Consider the following 19899-nt stretch of genomic DNA (forward strand, 5'->3'; position numbering starts at 1 on the left):
ATGTTTAAACTCTGGCCTGTTGCGGCGTTCAGCCTGTTATTAACCGGCTGCGGCGCCAATAATACGCCTGCCCAGGTAAAATCGCCGGGCGCCCCCACCTCCTCCTCGCTTAAAGTGCTGGAGAGCGGCGCCAGCGTGATGCAGTCACGTCCGCCCATCGACGCCATCAACACCTATCTCGACGGATTCCATTTTTATAACGGCGATAAGAACGGTCAGATGGAGGCGCACCACTATGTCACCGTACTGAACGACGATGTGATGCAGGCGGTGATTTACGACGGCAACACGCGCGACGCACGGCTGATGGGCGTGGAGTACATTATCAGCGAACGGCTGTTTAACACCCTGCCGCCTGAAGAGAAAAAGCTCTGGCACAGCCATCAGTATGAGGTGAAATCGGGCACGCTGATTGCACCAGGCTTACCGGAAGCCGCTGACCACGCCCTGATGAAGCGCATTGTGAACACCTACGGGAAAACCTGGCACACCTGGCACACCGATCGCGACAAAACGCTGCCGATCGGCATTCCGGCGCTGATGATGGGCTTTACGGAGGATGGTCAGATGGACTCGCGGCTGCTGGCGGACCGCGATCGTCGTTTTGACGTCGACAGCAAAAAGATCCGCGCCCAGCGTGCGGATATCGTGGCGCATCCTGCCGCGGCAGGTGCCAACGCCTGGCAACAGGGCCAGGTCATTCAGCTGAAGCGCACCGCTGGCGGCGGCGAACACAGCCACGGTCAGACCGGGTTTGGCCCGGCTGAGCAGTTGAAGCAGCCTTAATCCCGCGCTAGGCGTCGTGATGTCCGGGGATGCGGGCAGCGGCGTGTCTGCGGTTAACGGCTCAGCGGGCGCAGACACCTTTGCCCACTAAGCCGTTAACGCAGCTTACTCCCAGCGCTGAGCCGCCTGGTGGTCGCTGTCGCGGGCATCCACCCAGCGATCGCCCTGCTTTGTCGCTTCTCGCTTCCAGAACGGTGCACGGGTTTTCAGGTAATCCATGATGAACTCTGCAGCGGAAAAGGCGCTGCCGCGATGGGCGCTGGTCACGCCCACCAGCACGATTTCATCGCCGGGAAACAGTTCGCCCACGCGATGGATAACCGTGACGCGCTGCAGCGGCCAGCGTTCGCGCGCCGCATCAACAATCTCCTGCAGCGCTTTTTCGGTCATGCCGGGATAGTGCTCCAGCGTCAGTGCCGCGACGTCGTTGCCCAGATTGTGGTTACGGACTTTGCCGGTAAAGGTCACGACTGCACCATCTTCATCACAGGCTGCCAGCCAGCGATAGGCTTCCGCCATATCAAAGGGCGCGGGACCGACGCGAATCTGCGTTTCCATCTTAGCCTCCGGTCACGGGCGGGAAAAAGGCCACTTCATCACCGGCGTGCAGCGGGTGACTCATCGGCACCAGCGTCTGATTAACCGCCGCCAGCAGCTTGCCTGGCTCCAGCGCCAGCGCCCAGCGGTCATCGCGCTCTGCCAGCGCACTGCGCAGCGCGGCCACATCCGGATAATCGGCACCGACCTCAAGCGATGAGGTGCCGGTCAGCTCACGGACCTGGGCGAAAAACAGCACCTTAATCATGCGCGACCGCCTGGAAATCGCCGCTTTTGCCACCGCTCTTGCTGATTAAGCGCAGCTGTTCGATAACGATATCTTTCTGCACCGCTTTGCACATGTCGTAGATGGTGAGCGCGGCAACCGACGCGGCCGTCAGCGCTTCCATCTCCACGCCGGTTTTGCCGGTCAGGCGACAGAGCGTGGTGATGCGAACCCGGCTATGGTCAGGTTCAGCCTCCAGGTTCACTTCCACTTTGCTCAGCATCAGCGGATGACAGAGCGGAATCAGTTCCCAGGTGCGTTTCGCCGCCTGAATACCGGCGATGCGCGCGGTGGCAAAGACATCCCCTTTGTGGTGGCTTCCTTCGATAATCATCTGCAGCGTTTCCGGCTGCATCAGCACCAGCACTTCTGCCCGCGCTTCGCGCACGGTTTCCGCCTTGGCGGAGACATCCACCATGTGCGCTTCGCCCGCGGCGTTAATGTGTGTGAGTTGAGACATACTTACCGTTTCTTGAGATGTGAGACAAAATTACAGGGCGCGGTGCGCGCATCAAGCTGGTCAGCGATAATGCGTTCCCAGGCGGTGCGGCAGGCGCTGGTGGAGCCCGGCACGGCCAGGATCAGCGTCTGATTAGCCAGACCGGCAATCGCACGCGACTGCAATGTCGAACCGCCAATCTCTTCATAGGAGATCATCCGGAACAGTTCGCCAAATCCATCAATCTCGCGGTCGAACAGCGGCAGCAGCGCTTCCGGCGTGCTGTTTTTCAGGTTAAAGCCGGTTCCGCCATTAATAATCACGACCTGAACATCTTCACTGGCGATCCAGCGCGACACGGTGGCACGAATACGATAGAGATTATCCGGCACGATCGCGTGATCGACCACCTCATGTCCCGCTTCCGCGGCGGCTTCGCGCAGATAGTCGCCGGAGGTATCGTCACTGGCATCGCGACGATCTGACACTGTCATCACCGCAATCTGCACTGCCTGAAATTCGCTGGCTGGTTTACCCATACTGCCTCCTGAAATTAGCCGCCAATGTAAGAGAGATTCTGTGTGATGCCGGTGTTGCCCTGATGCAGAAAGTGCGTCTGCTTTTTCTGCCCCAGGCTGCTGGCGATGCGCGCCTGCAGTTCGGCCTGCTGGTCGTCTGACGCCAGCAGATCGCGCAGCGGCACACCGCCGTCACCAAACAGGCATAGATGCAGATTACCGTGCGCCGAAACGCGCAGACGGTTGCAGCTGGCACAGAAATCTTTGGCATAAGGCATGATCAGACCAATCTCGCCGACATAATCGGGATGGTAAAAGACCTGCGCCGGGCCGTCGCTGCGTCCGCTCTCCCGACGCTGCCAGCCCTGGGCGATCAGCTGATCGCGGATGACCATGCCGGAAACGTGCTGATCGCGGAACAGCGTGCCGCCGTCGCCGGTCTCCATCAGTTCGATAAAGCGCAGCTGAATCGGACGGGTGCGGATCCAGTCGAGGAACGTAGCCAGATTACGGCTGTTGAGATCGCGCATCAGCACGCTGTTGACTTTGACCTGGCGAAAACCGGCGTCGAGGGCAGCATCAATACCGCTCATGACCTGATGGAATTTATCCTGACCGGTAATGGCGTGAAACTGACGGGCATCCAGGCTGTCGACGCTGACGTTGAGTGCGGTTAACCCCGCGTCACGCCACTGTTTCACGTCACGTGCCAGCCGGTAGCCATTGGTGGTTACCGCGATCTGGCGAATGGAGGCGTTTTCGCGAACCGCCGCAATGATGTCGGTGAAATCGCGGCGCAGCGATGGCTCACCGCCGGTCAGCCGCACTTTTTCCGTTCCGGCAGCGGCAAAGGCCCGCGTGACGCGGCGGATTTCATCCAGCGAGAGAAAGCTTTTGTTACGAATTCCCTGCGGCTTGTAGCCGTCAGGAAGACAGTAGGTACAGCGGAAATTACAGACATCCGTGACCGACAGGCGCAGGTAATAGAACTTACGCGCGTATGCATCAGTAAATTGTGACACCAGAACACCTTTCCAGATTGGGAGATGCAGTCATTTCTTCCTGCACCCTGGCAGCTCGATGGCTACGGCCTGAACCCCCTATCCGCAGACGTAGGCATTCAGGCTTGAGTGTACGCTGACCCGTTGATCAGCGCGGTAAGCATGATGGTAGCGTGATTTTCGTCACTCTTCCATTTGCTGTTTTCGCTATATATTCTTATACATATCGAATTTTCACCGCATTTTCGCGACAGGATACGTTAAAATGCGATCCAGATTTTGACGTAAGTCATCCGCGCGGGCTTAGCGATTAGAGCCTCGCCACGCGAACGGATATTAAGGAGAAGTATGAATCGCACACTGGCCGATCTTGATCGCGTTGTGGCACTGGGAGGCGGACACGGTTTAGGCCGCGTCATGTCTGCCCTTTCCCCGCTGGGCTCGCGTCTCACCGGCATCGTCACCACCACCGACAACGGCGGATCGACCGGCCGTATTCGTCGCTCAGAAGGCGGCATCGCCTGGGGCGATATGCGTAACTGCCTTAACCAGCTGATTGCAGAACCCAGCGTCGCCTCGGCGATGTTTGAGTACCGTTTTGCCGGTAACGGCGAACTGGCCGGACACAACCTGGGTAATCTGATGCTGCGGGCGCTGGATCATCTCAGCGTTCGTCCGCTGGAAGCGATCAACATCATCCGTAACCTGCTTAAGGTCGACGCCTTTTTAATCCCGATGTCAGAGCAGCCGGTGGATCTGGTGGCGATGGATGTTGAAGGCAACATGGTTTATGGCGAAACCGCAATTGACGAGATGAAGCAGCCGCCGCAGGAGCTGATGCTGCATCCCAACGTCCAGCCAACGCGGGAAGCGCTGCAGGCGATTGGTGAAGCGGATCTGATCCTGATTGGACCCGGCAGCTTTTACACCAGCCTGATGCCGATTCTGCTGATGGAAGAGATGGCACAGGCCTTGCGTCGCACACCTGCCACGATGGTGTTTATCGGCAATCTGGGCCGCGAGCTGAGTCCTGCCGCCGCCAGTCTCTCAGTGGCTGACAAGCTGCAGATGATGGAGCGTTATATCGGCAAGCGGGTGATTGATGCGCTGGTCGTCAGCCCGGCGGTGGACACCCGTGGCATTGAAAACCGGCTGATTGTCCGTGAACCGCTGGAGGCCGCCGATATACAATATCGTCACGACCGCCAGCTGTTACGGGTGGCGCTGGAACACGCCATTCAGGGCTTTAACGGCGCTACGAGGCCGCAATAAACAGCGTTCGCAGTTCATGCAGCTGATCGCGCACGTTGGCCGCCTGTTCAAACTCCAGGTTCTGCGCATGCTGCTGCATCTGCCCTTCCAGCTCGTGGATTTTCTTCTGCAGAGCCTGCGGCGTTAACAGCTGGAAATCGGCCAGCGCCTGGGCTTCGCCAGGACGGGCGGGTTTCGCTTTGCCGCGGGTTTTCACCACGTTTTTGCCCAGTTCCAGAATATCGGTGATCTTCTTATTCAGGCCCTGCGGCACGATGCCATTCTCTTCGTTGTGCAACTGCTGTTTCTCACGGCGGCGCTCGGTCTCTTCAATGGCGCGCGCCATCGACGGCGTGATTTTATCGCCGTAGAGAATCGCCTTACCGTTGATGTTACGCGCCGCACGGCCAATGGTCTGAATCAGCGAGCGTTCGGAGCGCAGGAAGCCCTCTTTATCCGCATCGAGAATCGCCACCAGCGACACTTCCGGCATATCCAGCCCCTCACGCAGTAAGTTGATGCCCACCAGCACATCAAACTCGCCCAGACGTAAGTCGCGGATAATCTCCATACGCTCTACCGTGTCGATATCGGAGTGCAGATAACGCACCTTCTCACCATGCTCAGACAGATATTCGGTGAGATCTTCCGCCATGCGTTTGGTCAGCACCGTCACCAGTACACGTTCGTTGATCGCCACGCGCTGACGGATTTCTGACAGCAGATCGTCGACCTGGGTACCGACCGGACGCACTTCGATAATCGGGTCCAGCAGACCGGTAGGACGCACCACCTGATCGATCACTTCGTCGCCCGACTTTTCCAGCTCATATTTGCCCGGCGTCGCCGAAACATAGATGGTCTGCGGGGCCAGCGCCTCAAACTCTTCAAACTTCATCGGACGGTTATCCAGCGCCGACGGCAGGCGGAAGCCATACTCCACCAGCGTCTCTTTACGCGCCCGGTCGCCTTTATACATGCCGCCAATCTGCGGAATGGTCACGTGCGACTCATCCACCACCAGCAGGCCATCGGCGGGCAGATAGTCAAACAGCGTCGGCGGCGCTTCGCCCGGTCCGCGTGCGGAGAGGTAGCGTGAGTAGTTCTCGATGCCGGAGCAGTAGCCCAGCTCGCTCATCATCTCCAGGTCAAACTGGGTACGCTGGGTAATGCGCTGCTCTTCCAGCAGCTTATTGTTCTCCAGCAGCACCCGGCGGCGGTCCGCCAGCTCGACTTTGATATCTTCCATCGCCTGCAGAATACGCTCACGCGGCGTGACGTAGTGCGTCTTGGGGTAGATGGTAAAGCGCGGCACGACCGAATCAATCTGGCCAGTCAGCGGGTCAAACAGCGACAGACGCTCAACCTCTTCGTCAAACAGCTCGACGCGCAGCGCAATATCGTCCGACTCCGCCGGGAAGATATCGATCACTTCGCCGCGCACCCGGAAGGTGCCGCGCTGGAACGCCTGGTCGTTGCGGGTGTACTGCAGCTCTGACAGACGGCGCAGAATACTGCGCTGATCGATAATCATGCCGCGGGTCAGGTGCAGCATCATTTTCAGATAGAGATCGGGATCGCCCAGACCGTAGATAGCCGAAACCGACGCCACCACAATGACATCGCGCCGTTCCAGCAGCGCCTTGGTGGCCGACAGACGCATCTGTTCGATATGTTCGTTCACCGACGCATCCTTTTCGATAAAGGTGTCGGAGCTCGGCACATAGGCTTCAGGCTGGTAGTAGTCGTAGTAAGAGACGAAAAACTCGACGGCGTTATCCGGGAAAAACTCTTTCATCTCGCCATAGAGCTGGGCGGCCAGCGTCTTGTTGGGCGCCAGCACCATGGTCGGACGGTTGAGGTCGGCAATCACGTTGGCGACGGTAAACGTTTTACCGGAGCCGGTTACGCCTAATAAGGTCTGATGGGCCAGTCCATCCTCCAGCCCCTCTTCCAGGCGACGTATCGCCTCAGGCTGGTCGCCCGAAGGTTTAAAGGCGGAGTTCAATTTAAAGGCTTTGCTCATGAATGCAGTTCCTGCTGGAGAAGTCGGCGGGCAGGCACTTATTTTACTCTGCTATGGTGATTTTGCCAGAAAATAATACTGGATATAAAAACAGTATTGGTGCAATGTTAACGCCAGCAGGATGGCACCTGATGTCCCTGCAGGCTGGCAGCGTTATCGCTCAGCATGTTGCGCAATGTTATCCCCAGGAAGGGATCTGATTTAACATTTGTCAATAGAGTGTCACAAAATTACAGTACGGTTACCTGACAGATAATTCTCAGGCTTGTTTTTTGATAAGCAACTGATTTTACTGACATAAGGCTATGAGGCCAGATTCTCGTCATTATGTTACCAGGCCGCGTATTTCCTCGCTTCCAACTGGTTTTCATTACCTAATGCACAAGGTTATCCACAGGAATGGTGGATAAGTGATGGCAGCCCCGACGCCATCTGCTGTGTATAATTTTTCCCTGCCTTCTCACTACCGTGAAAATAATTTTTTTTGCGTTAAATTTCGCGTCGCCTGCTGACGGATTATTCTGCAATTTTAATCTGTCACCGGGTGCCGTACGCAAATTTGCACGCCTCATACTAAGATTCTTAATCGGAATTCCTGCCACGTTACAGTACGTCTGCACCAGAAACAGCGCTCCAGGGCACTGCAAAAGTGCAGGCGCGTGGTCACCGTGGGGAATTGATAAGTTTTTCTCACCTTTCATCCCTGACACGAGGCGCTCCGGCAGGAAACAGGGCCGTTTTTAGATCTGGCCTGGGAATTGCAGGAGTCAGTGGCGTCACCGCGCGAAACGCGCACTGTGCTGCAATGGCGAGGCTGCCGTTGCTGATGACTTGTTTGCCAGACGACAGAGCGCGGAAGCAATCAGGCTAACGATCGGGAAGGAGAGTGTCAGATGCTGAGTTTACGTTCGGTAAATCAATTTTACGGTCAAAACCATATTCTGTGGGATGTGGACCTGGATCTGTCGCCTGGCACCTGTACCGGCATTCTGGGCCGTCCTGGTATGGGTAAAACCACCCTGGTGAACTGCATCATGGGCAGATTGCCGATTAACAGCGGCTCTATCTCCTGGAAAGAGGATGGCTCGCCGCCGGAAGATTTGCTGCTGCAACCGGCTGAACAACGGGCGCAGATGGGGATTGGCTATGTACCGCAGGGCCGCCATATTTTTACCCAGATGAGCGTGGAAGATAATCTGCTGATTGCCCTGCTGGCGGGTGCCAGCCAGCGTGATCGGCATCGCGCCATTCCCGAAATGGTGTTCGACCTCTTCCCGGCGCTCTACTCACTGCGCCAGCAGCGCAGCGGCGATCTGCCGATCGATCAGCAGCAACAGCTGGCCCTGGCGCGCGCGCTGGTGCTGCAGCCCAAACTGCTGATTCTGGATGAGCCGACCGACGGGATGTCGCCGTGGCTGGAAGAGGAGATGGGCAATCTGATTCGTCGGCTTAACCTCGACTACGGGCTGACCATCCTGCTGCTGGAGCAGCGCCTGTCGCTGATCCGTCGCGTGGCGGACTATTTCCTGCTGCTGCACCGCGGCCGCAATGTGGCGCAGGGCAGCATGGAACAGCTTGATGACCACACCGTCGATAAATGGCTGACGGTGGCCTGACATTCAGCGCCTGCCCCACCGGGCGTAAGTGTTGCAGGCAGGCTGAAGACGGAGCGCGCGGAACCACCGGAGCGTGTACACAGCGCGCAAGGATGGAGAGCACTGCCCGGATTCAGCATGACAAATAAAATAGCCAGGCCAGGCGGTTACTCCGGCAACGTCAGGTAGTGACCACAGGACGCCTGCTGCGCCGCATCGGTGAGAAACGGGATGGTGCCCAGACAGGGCGCAGGTAACCTGTTTTTCAGGCTGGTGAGATACTCCTGATAGCGTTTACCCGGCGGTTCGACGGTGTTGGCGATCCAGCCCACCAGCGGCAGGCCGCTTGCCCGCACTGCGTCAGCGGTGAGCATGGCGTGATTGATGCAGCCGAGCTTAATCCCTACCACCAGAATCACGGGCAGCTTTTCGCTGACCACCCAGTCCGCATAAGTGTGCGTCTCCGACAATGGGGTGTACCAGCCGCCCGCGCCCTCTACCAGAATCCAGTCTGCCAGCGGTTGCAGCGCCGCCAGACCCGCCGACAGCGCCAGATGGGTAATCGGCCTGCCCTCTTCAGCGCTGACGATGTGCGGCGATGTCGGCTCAAGAAACGCCAGCGGATTGACCTGCTGATAGCTTAACGGCACGCTGCTGTAACGCTGCAGCGCAAGCGCATCGCTGTTACGGATGCCCTCTGGCGTCATCTCACAGCCTGAGGCAACCGGCTTATAGCCCGCACAGCGATAGCCCGCTGCGGCTGCCGCCTGCAGCAGCCCGCCGCTGGCCACGGTTTTACCGACCTCGGTGTCGGTGCCAGTGATAAACAGGCGTTTCATGATGCACTTACTCCATAGATTAAATGGTAACTCAGGCGATAGCCGTGCCGATCTCGCGGCCAGTGCGCCTCTAACTGGTTGAGCCGTTGTCGGGTTAATACCTGCCCGTCACGCCCCTGGTGCAGATGGGTCGCGCCAATCCCCTTCAGGGAGCGCATGGCGCTGAGCGCATCGGGAAAATGCAGGGTCACCACCTCTGAGGTACAGCGCAGCTGCTCTGCGTGGCAGGCCGCCGCAATCTGCGGCTCGCTGAGAAAGCGGTTGGCGTGAGGCAGCGCATCCAGATGGGACCAGGCTTCATGAACCTCCTGCAGAGACCCGTCGCCCAGAGTGGAAAACAGCAGCGTGCCATCGGGCCGCAGCACCCGCCGGAACTGGCTCAGCGCGCCGGGCAGATCCTCGCTCCACTGCACCGCCAGGTTGCTCCACACCAGATCAATCGTGTTATCCGCCAGCGGCAGCGCGTCGATATCACCGGCCAGATAGTGCTGCGCCGCGTCATTGTCCCGCGCCTGTTGCAGCATCTGCGGAGAGAGATCCAGTGCCGTTACCTGTTTGCCACGTTCGCGCCACAGCCTGCTGTACCAGCCGGTGCCGCAACCGGCATCCAGCAGCTGCAGACCACTCTGTGCGGGCGTCAGTGCCAGCAGGGCATCGCCGCTGAGGCGTTGCAGCGCCGCATGGGCATCGTAATGGCTGGCCGCCCGGCCAAAGGCGCGTGCCACCGCCTGCTTGTCAACCCGCAGCGTCATGCAGCGCCTCCAGTAACCGGTCAATATCCTCGGGGCGATGAGCCGCGGTCAGGGTGATGCGCAGCCGGGCCGTCCCCGGCGGCACGGTCGGTGGCCGGATCGCGCTGACCCAGCAGCCCGCCTCAGCCAGCCGCTGGGAGAGCGCCATCGCATCACCATTTTCGCCCACCAGCAGCGGCTGAATCGCGCTGCCGGAGTTCATCAGTTGCCACGGCAGCGAGGCCGCACCGCGCCGGAAATGCCCGATGTTCTGCTGCAGTTGCTGGCGCAGGGCATCGCCCTGCTGAACTTCACGCAGCGCCGCCTGCAGCGCGCTCGCCTGCGCCGCGGGCATCGCGGTGGAGTAGATCAGATGTCGGCTGAACTGCAGGAAATAGTCGGCGGTGGCTGCGTCGCACAGCAGCGCGGCACCGCTGACGCCAAAGGCTTTGCCAAAGGTGACCACCAGCAGTTCCGGTTTAACGTCCTGCTGCCAGCAGCTGCCGCGCCCCTGCTCACCCACCACGCCGATGCCGTGCGCATCATCCACCAGCAGCCAGCCCTCTGCCTGGCGCGTCTGTTGCGCCAGGGCGGCCAGCGGCGCACTGTCGCCATCCATGCTGAAAATACCTTCCGTCACCACCAGCGTTTCGCCCTCACAGGGAGAGGCGAGCCGGGCTGCCAGGCTCTCCGGCGCGTTGTGATGGAAACGTCGTAGCTGTGCCGGACTATGGCTGGCGGCGTCGAGCAGCGAGGCGTGGCTGAGTTTATCGGCCAGGATGCGATCGTTTTTCTCGCCCAGCAGATGAATGACCGCCTGATTGGCCGCAAAGCCAGAGATAAACAGCAGCGCACGGTCGTAGCCGAGCCAGTCGGCCAGCTGCGCCTCTAGATCGGCGTGCTGACGGTGATAACCCGTGACATGCCCTGAAGCACCGGCACCTGCGCCCGCCTGCGCCGCGCCCTGTTGCCAGCCCGCAATCACCGCCGGATGCTGGGTTAAGCCGAGATAATCATTGCTGGAAAAGTGGAGATAGCTGCGGCCGCCGCTGTGCAGCGTGCGGGTCGATTGCTGATCGATCACCCGTCGCTGCCGCCAGCCATCGGCCGCCCGGCGCTGCGTCAGCGCCTGACGGATACGTTGCTGCCAGCCCATTACAGCGCCGCGTTGTAGAACTGTTCAGTGTCGGCATGGAATAGCTGCTCGCTGAGTTGCTGCTCCTGCTGCTGATCGCCGTGCTGAGTGTGAGTATGCTCCGGGTTAAGACCCAGTTTGCGGAACAGCACGCGGTCTTTGTCCTCTTCCGGATTCGGCGTGGTCAGCAGTTTGCAGCCGTAGAAAATCGAGTTCGCCCCGGCCATAAAGCACATCGCCTGGGTCTGCTCACTCATCTGCTCACGGCCCGCTGAGAGGCGCACATGCGAGGTCGGCATCATGATGCGCGCCACCGCGATGGTGCGGATAAAATCGAACGGTTCCACATCATCGTTATCCGCCAATGGCGTGCCTTTGACCTTCACCAGCATATTGATCGGTACGCTCTCCGGCGGCGTTGGCAGGTTGGCTAACTGCACCAGCAGACCGGCGCGGTCGTTAACGGTTTCGCCCAGGCCGACAATGCCACCCGAACAGACTTTGATGCCGGCGTCGCGCACTTTGCCCAGCGTATCCAGACGTTCCTGATAGCTGCGGGTGGTGATGATTGAGCCGTAGAATTCCGGTGAGGTGTCGAGGTTATGGTTGTAGAAATCGAGACCCGCGCCCGCCAGTCGCTGCGCCTGGTGGTCGCTGAGCGTGCCCAGCGTCATGCAGGTTTCCATTCCCATCGCCTTCACGCCTTCCACCATCTTCTCCAGATAGGGCATATCGCGCTCGTGCGGATTTTTCCACGCGGCACCCATGCAGAAACGGGTTGAACCGGCGGCTTTGGCCTGACGCGCTGAGGTCAGTACCTCTTCCACTTCCATCAGCCGCTCCGACTCCAGGCCGGTCTTGTAGCGCGCACTCTGCGGGCAGTATTTACAATCTTCCGGACAGGCGCCGGTTTTGATCGACAGCAGGGTACTGACCTGCACCTGGCGCGGATCGAAGTGCTGCCGATGCACCTGCTGCGCTTTAAACATCAGTTCAAGAAACGGTTGATCAAACAGCGCTTGCGCCTGTGCAATTGTCCAGCGTTGAGCCATTACTTACTCCAAAAAGGGTGTCATCCCGACGAAAAGCAGGGTTATACTTGTAAACTATATTTTTTTATTTTGGTTTACAACTCCGATGACTATCCCCGTTTTCTCCTCAGACGATGCCCGCTTTGACCGCCAGCATATCTGGCATCCCTACACCTCTATGCAGGATCCGCTGCCCTGCTACCCGGTGGTCGCCGCACAGGGTTTTCAGCTGCAACTGGCCGATGGCCGTGAGCTGGTGGATGGGATGTCCTCGTGGTGGGCGGCGATCCACGGTTACAACCATCCGCGCCTGAACCGGGCGCTGACAGAGCAGGTCACCCAGATGTCGCACGTAATGTTTGGCGGCATTACCCATCCGGCGGCGGTGGCGCTCTGCCGTCAGCTGGTGGCGATGACGCCTGAGGCGCTGGAGTGCGTCTTCCTGGCCGATTCAGGCTCGGTGGCGGTGGAAGTGTCGATGAAGATGGCGCTGCAGTACTGGCTGGGGCGTGGCCAGACGCGCCAGCAGTTCCTGACGCTGAAACGCGGCTATCACGGCGATACCTTTGCAGCGATGTCGGTGTGCGACCCCGAGAACTCAATGCACAGCCTGTGGCGCGGCTATCTGCCAGAGCATCACTTTGCAGCAGCCCCGGCCTGCGGCTTTGATGATGAATGGCACCAGCCTGATTTCGATGATTTCGCCAGGCTGATAGAACAGCATCACCGGCAACTGGCAGCCGTCATTCTGGAGCCGATTGTGCAGGGTGCGGGCGGCATGCGTTTCTACCATCCGCGCTATCTGCAGCAGGTACGGGAAGCCTGTGATCGCTATGGCGTGCTGTTGATTGCGGATGAGATCGCCACCGGGTTTGGCCGTACCGGCAAACTTTTTGCCTGCGAGCATGCGGGCATTACCCCGGATATTCTTTGCGTCGGCAAAGCGCTGACCGGTGGCATGATGACGCTGGCGGCGACCCTGACTACCCGCGAGGTCGCGGACACCATCAGCCGCAGCGCGGCGGGCTGCTTTATGCATGGCCCGACCTTTATGGGCAATCCGCTGGCCTGTGCGGTAGCGGCGGAGAGCCTGACCATGCTGGCGGAAGGTCACTGGCAGCGCCAGGTGGCGGCGATCGAACAGCAGTTACGGGCTGAGCTGCTGCCGCTGCGCAGTTCACCGCAGGTGGCCGATGTGCGCGTGCTGGGCGCGATTGGCGTAGTGGAAACCCATCAGGCGGTTAATATGGCGGCGCTGCAGCAGTTCTTTGTTGAACAGGGCGTCTGGATCCGGCCTTTTGGCCGGCTGATCTACCTGATGCCACCCTACATCATCACGCCACAGGCGCTGAGCAGGCTGGTGCAGGCGATTGGCGGCGCGCTGGAGCATTCTCAACATTTTGCCGCCTGAAGCAGGCTGACCGCTGGCACTGGCGACACTTTTGGTTATGATGGCAGGCTATTCATCGACAATTAAGGAGATGTGATGCGCGTTTTTAGTCAGGATTTTAATGACGGCGAGAAGATGCCTGAAAAGCATGTTTTCAACGGCATGGGTTATCAGGGCGAGAATATCTCTCCCCATCTTGCCTGGGAAGCGGCGCCGGAAGGCACCAGAAGTTTTGTGGTGACCTGCTACGATCCTGATGCCCCGACCGGTTCCGGCTGGTGGCACTGGGTGGTGGCGAATATTCCGGCCAGCACGACGTCACTGCCGCAGGGTGCCGGCTCCGGCAAAGCGTCACTGCCAGCAGGCGCAATCCAGACCCGTACCGATTTCGGTCAGGCGGGCTACGGTGGCGCGGCACCGCCACAGGGCGAAACCCATCGCTACATTTTCACCGTGCATGCGCTGGATGTGGAGACGATTGAAGTAGATGAAGGCACCAGTGGCGCAATGGTCGGCTTTAATGTGCATTTCCACGCACTGGCGAGCGCCTCGCTGACCGTGAATTATCAGTAATTCAGCACGCCTCTCCTGAGCAGGAGAGGCGTTTTTCGTAGCGGGTTACGCCTGTAACTGATGAATCACAACCCACATCGGGCCCTGCCCCACCGCATAACGTCCCAGCGGCTTTAACAGCCCTTTCGGTTCGGTAATCGCATAAACTTCGATGTGATGAGATTTCTGTCCCGCCGCCACCAGATAGCGTCCGCTGTGATCGATATTAAATCCGCGCGGCTGCGTTTCCGTCGGCTGGAATCCTTCCAGGGTCAGCTCATCGCCCAGGTCGCTGACGCTGAAGACTGCCAGCGTGCTGCTGGTGCGATCGCAGGCATAGAGGAAACGGCCATCCGGCGTCAGATGAATATCGGCTGCCCAGCGCGTACCGCTGAAGTCAGGCGGCATCATATCCAGCGTCTGCACGCTTTCTGCTTCACCTTCGCCCGTATTTAATGCCCACACCTCAACCGTGCTGTCGAGCTCGTTCACGCAGTAAGCATACTGGCCGCCCGGATGGAACTGCATATGACGCGGGCCAGCGCCTTCTACCGTCGTGACCTGCGTCTGTTTACGCGGCGTCAGCTGACCATCTTCGCCCAGCTTAAACAGACAGATACGGTCCTGCTTCAGAGCCGGCACGTAGAGCGTCTTGTTGTCATTATCGATGTTGGCCGAGTGACAGCCATCCAGTCCGCTGATCACCTGCAGCGGGGCCTGCGGAATGCCGTCATCGCCAATCGGGCTGACGCTGACGCAGGCATCATTGTAGGAGCCGCAGAACAGGAACCTGCCCTGGCGATCGGTGGAAATGTGAGTCGGGCTGCCGGGCAATGGCGCCTGACCCGCTTCGGTCAGCGTGCCATCGGCGGCAATGCGAAACGCCAGCACGCGGAAATTGGGACGCACACCGACATAGAGAAAATCGCGGTTCGGACTCACCACCATCGGCTGAACCTGGCCGGCGACATCGGTCACCTGAAGCAACGTCAGCCCGCCCTCATCATTCATCTGCCAGACATGGATCTGCTGGCTCTCGGGACTGGCGGTGTAGACAACTTGTTTCATGCATTCTCCTTTTTTGCTGCCTGATCATGATCTGTGAATCACTGTAGCCTGTTTTATTGCCCTGCGCTGGGATCATTTGTGCCCTGTTTTTTGTCTCCGGGCCGTGGTGAGGTGTAGACTTCAGCCCCTGCAAACCAGGAAAAACGAGAGGATTAATGAACTACCGTGTAATTGCCCTCGACCTCGACGGCACGCTGCTGACCCCAGCCAAAACGATTCTGCCGCAGTCAATCGAAGCGCTAAATCAGGCATGCCAGGCGGGCGTTCATGTCGCTATCGTGACCGGACGCCATCACTGCGCTATCCACCCTTTTTATCAGGCGTTACAGCTGGATACACCCGCAATCTGCTGTAATGGCACCTATTTGTATGATTACCAGGCGAAAAAGGTGCTGGCGTCCGATCCCCTCGACCCGCAGCTGGCGTTGCAGGTGATTGAGATGCTGAATCAGCAGCAGATTCACGGGTTGCTCTACGTGGATGATGCGATGCTCTATCAGACCCCGACCGGCCACGTGATGCGCACCCTGAAGTGGGCCGAATCGCTGCCTGCCCACCAGCGTCCACTGTTCCGCCAGGTGCCCGACCTGGCCCAGGCGGCACGCGACGCCGGTTCGATCTGGAAGTTTGCCCTGTCGCACAACAACATTCCGGAACTGCAGCAGTTCGCTACCAGAGTGGAAGCGGAACTGGGACTGGCCTGCGAATGGTCGTGGCACGATCAGGTCGATATCGCCAAAGGCGGCAACAGCAAAGGCAAACGACTGGCGCAGTGGGTTGAATCACTGGGGCTGAGTATGTCCGATGTGATCGCGTTCGGTGATAACTATAACGATCTCAGCATGCTGGAAACGGCCGGACTGGGCGTGGCGATGGGCAATGCCGATGAGGCGATCAAAGCGCGGGCGAAAATGGTGATCGGCACCAACCTTGAAACCGGTATTGCCGATACCCTCTATCAGTACGTGTTGTAATCAGGGCGTCACCGAGACGCTTTTGATCTGGGCATAAAGCCACTGATCCGGCCGGATGCCCAGCTCATCCCGCGCCCACGGCGTGATGCGCGCCCAGAGTTCGCTGATGCCGATGCGCAGCTTTACCTCAACCTGGTCCCCGACCTCCAGCAATTCCACCACCTGTGCCGGTAAAATGTTGCGGATGGAGCTGTGTTGCGGCGGTTGCAACGCCAGCGAGACATCGGCCGAGGCAATGCGAATACGCAGCGGGGTTTTAACCGGCTGATTCACCCGGCTGACCCAGATGTGCTGATCGCCCAGCGACAGCGCGGTCATTGGATAGTCGGGATGCTGCTCCAGCACCTGCACCCGCAGCACGCTGGTCAGTTCACTCACCGGCAGCCAGGGCCGCATCGCGCTGCTGCTCCAGACCCGCTCCAACGGACCAAAAGCTTTGACCTTGCCCGCATCCAGCACCAGCACGTTATCAGCCAGCTGCAGGATCTCCTCCAGGCTGTGCGAAACGTAGAGCATCGGAATCTCAACCTGCTTCGCCAGCTTTTGCAGATAGGGCATCAGTTCACGTTTGCGTGGCAGATCCAGAGACGCCAGCGGCTCATCCAGCAGCAGCATATCCGGTGCGGTCAGCAGCGCACGGCCAATCGCGACCCGCTGCTTTTCCCCGCCCGACAGCGACAGCGGAAAGCGCGGCAGCAGCGCCTCCAGACCCAGCAGTGAGACCAGACTGTCGAACTGCGCTTTCATCTTAGGTGCCATACCATATTGCAGGTTGCCACGGACCCGATAGTGCGGGAACAGCCGCGCATCCTGGAACACATAACCGATACGCCGTTTTTCCGGCGGCAGCACAATCTTCTGCTCTGCATCAAACAGCAGACGATCGTGCAGCTGGATCCGTCCCCTTTGCGGCTGAGTCAGCCCGCTGATCGCGTTGATCAGGGAGGTTTTTCCGGCACCTGACACGCCGAAAATAGCGGTGATCCCTTTGGCCGGGATCTGCAGGTCGACCTCCAGCACGTGATCGCCCTGCTGCTGCATAACGTTGAGTGATAGCATCAGTTTCCCATCCGCTTACGGCCTGCACGTGCCAGCCATTCCGACGCCAGCAGTGACGCCAGCGCCAGTACGATCGCGATGACGCAGAGCCGTGCCGCCGCCCCTTCCGCACCGGGCGTCTCTATCAGGGTAAACATCGCCAGCGGCAGCGTGCGCGTCTCGCCGGGAATATTGGAAACAAAGGTGATGGTGGCGCCGAACTCGCCCAGCGATCGGGCAAACGCCAGCACCGTTCCAACGATCACGCCTGGCAACGTCAGCGGGAGCGTAATGGTGAAAAAGACCCGCCAGCGTCCGGCGCCCAGCGTGCGCGCCGCCTGCTCCAGCCGGCAATCCACCGCCTCCAGCGCCAGCCGGATGGCGCGCACCATCAATGGAAAAGCGATCACGGCAGAGGCCAGTGCGGCACCCCGCCAGCTGAAAGCAAAGCTGAAGCCGAACCAGTCATAAAGCTTTTCGCCTATGATGCCGCGCCGCCCAAGGCTAATCAGCAGCAGATAACCCACCACCACCGGCGGCAGCACCAGCGGCAGGTGGATCAGGCTGTCGAGCAGCGCTTTACCAGGAAAACGGCAGCGCACCAGAATCCAGGCCATCAGGATGCCAAACGGCAGACTGCCTATCACGGCTATGCCAGAGACTTTAAGGCTAAGCAGTACCGCCTGCCATTCGGGATCGCTGAGTATCATTTCGTCGGTGTGAATCCGTAATGTTTAAAGATAGCCGCGGCCTGAGGCCCTTTCAGATAATCATAAAACGCTTTAACGGCAGCGTTGTCGTGATCGTTCACGATCGCCATCGGATATTCTACGGGTTTATGGCTGGTTGCCGGAAAATGCCCGACGACCTGCACTTTGTCGCTGGCGACCGCGTCAGACCCGTAGACAATGCCATAGGGCGTTTCATTACGCTCGACCAGCGCCAGCGCTGCCCGCACATTATTGGCTGGCGCTAACGAAGGCGCAACGCCTTCCCAGGCACCCAGCTTTTGCAGCGCCTCTTTGGCGTAGATGCCCGCAGGAACGTGGTCCGGATCGCCGACTGCCAGACGCTCACCGTGCAGCAAGGTTTTCCAGTCAGTCTGCGGGTCCAGCGTCACCGCTTTCGCGGCGGCACTGCGTGGCGCAATCAATACCAGATCGTTGCCCAGCAGGGTATAGCGGCTGCTGGTAATCACACTTTTTTTCGCCACCGCATCATCCATCCACTGCTGATCGGCAGAGATAAAGAGATCGGCAGGAGCCCCCTGCTCAATCTGGCGCGCCAGCGTTGATGAGGAGGCAAACGAAGAGACCACCGTCACCCCCTTTTCCTGCTTGTAACGGCTGGCAATATCCTGCATCGCGTTGGTCAGTGAAGCCGCGGCAAACACAGTAATGTTGTCGGCGGCCACAGCCTGTCCGGCCAGCGAAACGGTGATCAGGGCCGCGACGCCCCAGCGATAGTGTTTAAATGACATGATTTTCTCCGGCTATTCGTTGTGTAGCGGATAATATAGCGCAATGTCAGTGAGGTTCAGTAAATTATCGGCAGGGGCAACAAAAGGTTAAATCAGAAGAGGTAAAAACGACCACGCCCGCGCAGATGGCGGGCGTAGCAGCAATTAATTGTGCGAACGGGCTGAGGATTTTTCGCGATGACCAATTTTAGAGATGACGTTAAACACTTCACCCAGGCCATAAATCATGCCCAGCATCAGCGCCATCACGACAGGCACCATCAGTATGGCAACGGCGAGGCTTTTAAGTAATTCCAGCATGGAGAGTCTCACTCTGCTAACAAAAAAGAGATTGTAACGGGTCAGCAAAATTTTGCGCAGCCCTTTTCGTGCTTTTACTTTGGTCACAAAACGCCGCTATCATCGGCCTTCGCCTTAACCCTTTGCCGGAGCTGTCATGGAAGCCGAACTGTCCCTTCATATCCGTTTACAACAGAAACTGTTTGCCGATCCGCGACGTATTGAGCTGCTGAAACGCGTACAGCAGACCGGGTCGATCAGTCAGGGGGCGAAGCTGGCCGGTATCAGCTACAAAAGTGCCTGGGATGCGATTAATGAGATGAACCAGATGGCGGATGAAACGCTGGTGGAGCGGGCCACCGGCGGTAAAGGCGGCGGTGGCGCAACGCTGACCCGCTACGGTGAACGCCTGATTCAGCTGTTCCAGCTGATGGAGCAGATCCAGCAGAAAGCCTTTGATGCGCTGCAGCAGGATACGTTACCGCTCGACAGTCTGCTGGCGGCCATCGCCCGCTTCTCGCTGCAGACCAGCGCCCGTAACCAGCTGTTTGGCACCGTCGTCAGTAACGATGCGCAGCAGGTGGTCCAGCATCTGCTGATTCAACTGGCCGATGGCGTCACGCAGCTTAATGTGGCGCTGACCCAGCGTAGCGCCGATCGCCTGCAACTGGCCGCAGGTAAAGAGGTGCTGGTGCTGATCAAGGCGCCGTGGATCCGCATCAGTCGTGACGCCGCACAGGATGACAATCAGCTGGCAGCGACGGTCAGTGCCATCGAACCCGGCGAGCAGATGAGTGAAGTGCTGATGAAGCTCGCCAGCGGCGAAACCCTGTGCGCGACCCTGAGCAACGATCAGCTGCAGCAACTCAGGCTGCAGCCCGGCGACGCCGTGATCGCCAGTTTCAATGCGGAACACGCCATCGTCGCCACCCTGCTCTAGCGG

Annotated in this window: 22 protein-coding genes and 1 riboswitch; of the genes, 7 read left to right on the plus strand and 15 right to left on the minus strand. The window is 59.0% G+C overall.

Features of this window, described 5'->3' with window-relative positions; translation table 11 throughout:
* On the plus strand, positions 1-786 hold the full coding sequence (locus OK409_RS08670) for an OBAP family protein (protein ID WP_159227194.1): 786 nt from the start codon (positions 1-3) through the stop codon (positions 784-786).
* A gap of 105 nt (positions 787-891) precedes the next feature.
* Here the strand turns inward: OK409_RS08670 and moaE are convergent, their stop codons facing one another.
* The 5 genes from moaE to moaA all read right to left on the minus strand — a co-directional run bounded on the left by moaE (position 892) and on the right by moaA (position 3588).
* Entirely contained in the window at positions 892-1344 is a 453-nt protein-coding gene (moaE, locus tag OK409_RS08675) for a molybdopterin synthase catalytic subunit MoaE (protein ID WP_115758774.1), read from the minus strand.
* 1 nt (position 1345) lies between these two features.
* Positions 1346-1591, minus strand: a complete 246-nt coding sequence (moaD, locus tag OK409_RS08680) for a molybdopterin synthase sulfur carrier subunit (protein ID WP_143789251.1) — start codon at positions 1589-1591, stop codon at positions 1346-1348.
* Positions 1584-2069 carry a cyclic pyranopterin monophosphate synthase MoaC gene (gene moaC / locus OK409_RS08685; protein WP_039391212.1) on the minus strand — a complete coding sequence of 162 codons (486 nt, stop codon included), beginning with the start codon at positions 2067-2069 and terminating at the stop codon, positions 1584-1586. Before moaC ends, moaD begins: the two co-directional genes overlap by 8 nt.
* 2 nt (positions 2070-2071) lie before the next feature.
* Positions 2072-2587 (minus strand): molybdenum cofactor biosynthesis protein B, encoded by a 516-nt coding sequence (gene moaB / locus OK409_RS08690; protein WP_022626013.1) that lies wholly within the window; start codon positions 2585-2587, stop codon positions 2072-2074.
* A 14-nt stretch (positions 2588-2601) separates the two neighbouring features.
* Positions 2602-3588 carry a GTP 3',8-cyclase MoaA gene (gene moaA, locus OK409_RS08695; RefSeq protein WP_022626014.1) on the minus strand — a complete coding sequence of 329 codons (987 nt, stop codon included), beginning with the start codon at positions 3586-3588 and terminating at the stop codon, positions 2602-2604.
* Positions 3578-3711: riboswitch (molybdenum cofactor riboswitch) on the minus strand. (Overlaps the previous gene by 11 nt.)
* A 204-nt stretch (positions 3712-3915) precedes the next feature.
* On the opposite strand from moaA, the gene OK409_RS08700 reads away from it, so the two are divergent.
* The gene (locus OK409_RS08700) at positions 3916-4839 is read left to right on the plus strand and encodes a gluconeogenesis factor YvcK family protein (RefSeq protein WP_010669674.1); all 924 of its coding nucleotides are present in this window, start codon (positions 3916-3918) and stop codon (positions 4837-4839) included.
* On the opposite strand, the gene uvrB is transcribed toward OK409_RS08700, so the two are convergent.
* Positions 4823-6844: an excinuclease ABC subunit UvrB gene (gene uvrB, locus OK409_RS08705; protein WP_010260230.1), complete on the minus strand. Its 2022-nt coding sequence runs from the start codon at positions 6842-6844 to the stop codon at positions 4823-4825. The genes OK409_RS08700 and uvrB overlap by 17 nt on opposite strands.
* 893 nt (positions 6845-7737) lie before the next feature.
* On the opposite strand from uvrB, the gene OK409_RS08710 reads away from it, so the two are divergent.
* On the plus strand, positions 7738-8460 hold the full coding sequence (locus tag OK409_RS08710; protein ID WP_010260222.1) for an ABC transporter ATP-binding protein: 723 nt from the start codon (positions 7738-7740) through the stop codon (positions 8458-8460).
* Between the two features lie 146 nt (positions 8461-8606).
* On the opposite strand, the gene bioD is transcribed toward OK409_RS08710, so the two are convergent.
* The 4 genes from bioD to bioB are packed head-to-tail and all read right to left on the minus strand — an operon-like array spanning position 8607 to position 12196.
* On the minus strand, positions 8607-9278 hold the full coding sequence (gene bioD / locus OK409_RS08715) for a dethiobiotin synthase (protein WP_062758126.1): 672 nt from the start codon (positions 9276-9278) through the stop codon (positions 8607-8609).
* Positions 9275-10030 (minus strand): malonyl-ACP O-methyltransferase BioC, encoded by a 756-nt coding sequence (gene bioC / locus OK409_RS08720; RefSeq protein ID WP_264366984.1) that lies wholly within the window; start codon positions 10028-10030, stop codon positions 9275-9277. Before bioC ends, bioD begins: the two co-directional genes overlap by 4 nt.
* Positions 10014-11165 carry an 8-amino-7-oxononanoate synthase gene (bioF, locus tag OK409_RS08725; protein WP_264366985.1) on the minus strand — a complete coding sequence of 384 codons (1152 nt, stop codon included), beginning with the start codon at positions 11163-11165 and terminating at the stop codon, positions 10014-10016. The genes bioC and bioF overlap by 17 nt, the downstream gene beginning before the upstream one ends.
* Positions 11165-12196, minus strand: coding sequence for a biotin synthase BioB (bioB, locus tag OK409_RS08730; RefSeq protein ID WP_022626019.1), 1032 nt, complete (start codon positions 12194-12196; stop codon positions 11165-11167). Before bioB ends, bioF begins: the two co-directional genes overlap by 1 nt.
* Before the next feature lie 85 nt (positions 12197-12281).
* Here bioB and bioA point away from each other — a divergent pair, with 85 nt between their 5' ends.
* Both bioA and OK409_RS08740 read left to right on the plus strand, forming a co-directional pair.
* Positions 12282-13586: an adenosylmethionine--8-amino-7-oxononanoate transaminase gene (bioA, locus tag OK409_RS08735; RefSeq protein ID WP_264366986.1), complete on the plus strand. Its 1305-nt coding sequence runs from the start codon at positions 12282-12284 to the stop codon at positions 13584-13586.
* Positions 13587-13661: 75 nt separating this feature from the next.
* On the plus strand, positions 13662-14138 hold the full coding sequence (locus OK409_RS08740) for a kinase inhibitor (RefSeq protein ID WP_264366987.1): 477 nt from the start codon (positions 13662-13664) through the stop codon (positions 14136-14138).
* Between the two features lie 45 nt (positions 14139-14183).
* Here the strand turns inward: OK409_RS08740 and pgl are convergent, their stop codons facing one another.
* Positions 14184-15185, minus strand: a complete 1002-nt coding sequence (gene pgl / locus OK409_RS08745; RefSeq protein ID WP_010260201.1) for a 6-phosphogluconolactonase — start codon at positions 15183-15185, stop codon at positions 14184-14186.
* 155 nt (positions 15186-15340) lie between these two features.
* Here pgl and OK409_RS08750 point away from each other — a divergent pair, with 155 nt between their 5' ends.
* Entirely contained in the window at positions 15341-16159 is an 819-nt protein-coding gene (locus OK409_RS08750) for a pyridoxal phosphatase (protein ID WP_264366988.1), read from the plus strand.
* On the opposite strand, the gene modC is transcribed toward OK409_RS08750, so the two are convergent.
* The 4 genes from modC to OK409_RS08770 form a co-directional block, all read right to left on the minus strand.
* Entirely contained in the window at positions 16160-17218 is a 1059-nt protein-coding gene (gene modC, locus OK409_RS08755) for a molybdenum ABC transporter ATP-binding protein ModC (protein WP_264366989.1), read from the minus strand.
* Positions 17218-17907: a molybdate ABC transporter permease subunit gene (gene modB / locus OK409_RS08760; RefSeq protein WP_010669664.1), complete on the minus strand. Its 690-nt coding sequence runs from the start codon at positions 17905-17907 to the stop codon at positions 17218-17220. The genes modC and modB overlap by 1 nt, the downstream gene beginning before the upstream one ends.
* Positions 17904-18677, minus strand: a complete 774-nt coding sequence (gene modA / locus OK409_RS08765) for a molybdate ABC transporter substrate-binding protein (RefSeq protein WP_031293050.1) — start codon at positions 18675-18677, stop codon at positions 17904-17906. Before modA ends, modB begins: the two co-directional genes overlap by 4 nt.
* Positions 18678-18821: 144 nt before the next feature.
* Positions 18822-18977: an AcrZ family multidrug efflux pump-associated protein gene (locus tag OK409_RS08770; protein ID WP_010260183.1), complete on the minus strand. Its 156-nt coding sequence runs from the start codon at positions 18975-18977 to the stop codon at positions 18822-18824.
* Between the two features lie 136 nt (positions 18978-19113).
* Here OK409_RS08770 and modE point away from each other — a divergent pair, with 136 nt between their 5' ends.
* Positions 19114-19896 (plus strand): molybdenum-dependent transcriptional regulator, encoded by a 783-nt coding sequence (modE, locus tag OK409_RS08775; protein WP_022626025.1) that lies wholly within the window; start codon positions 19114-19116, stop codon positions 19894-19896.
* Positions 19897-19899 lie beyond the last annotated feature (3 nt).

The organism is Pantoea sp. RG18 (assembly GCF_025910075.1).
Classification (GTDB): domain Bacteria; phylum Pseudomonadota; class Gammaproteobacteria; order Enterobacterales; family Enterobacteriaceae; genus Pantoea; species Pantoea agglomerans.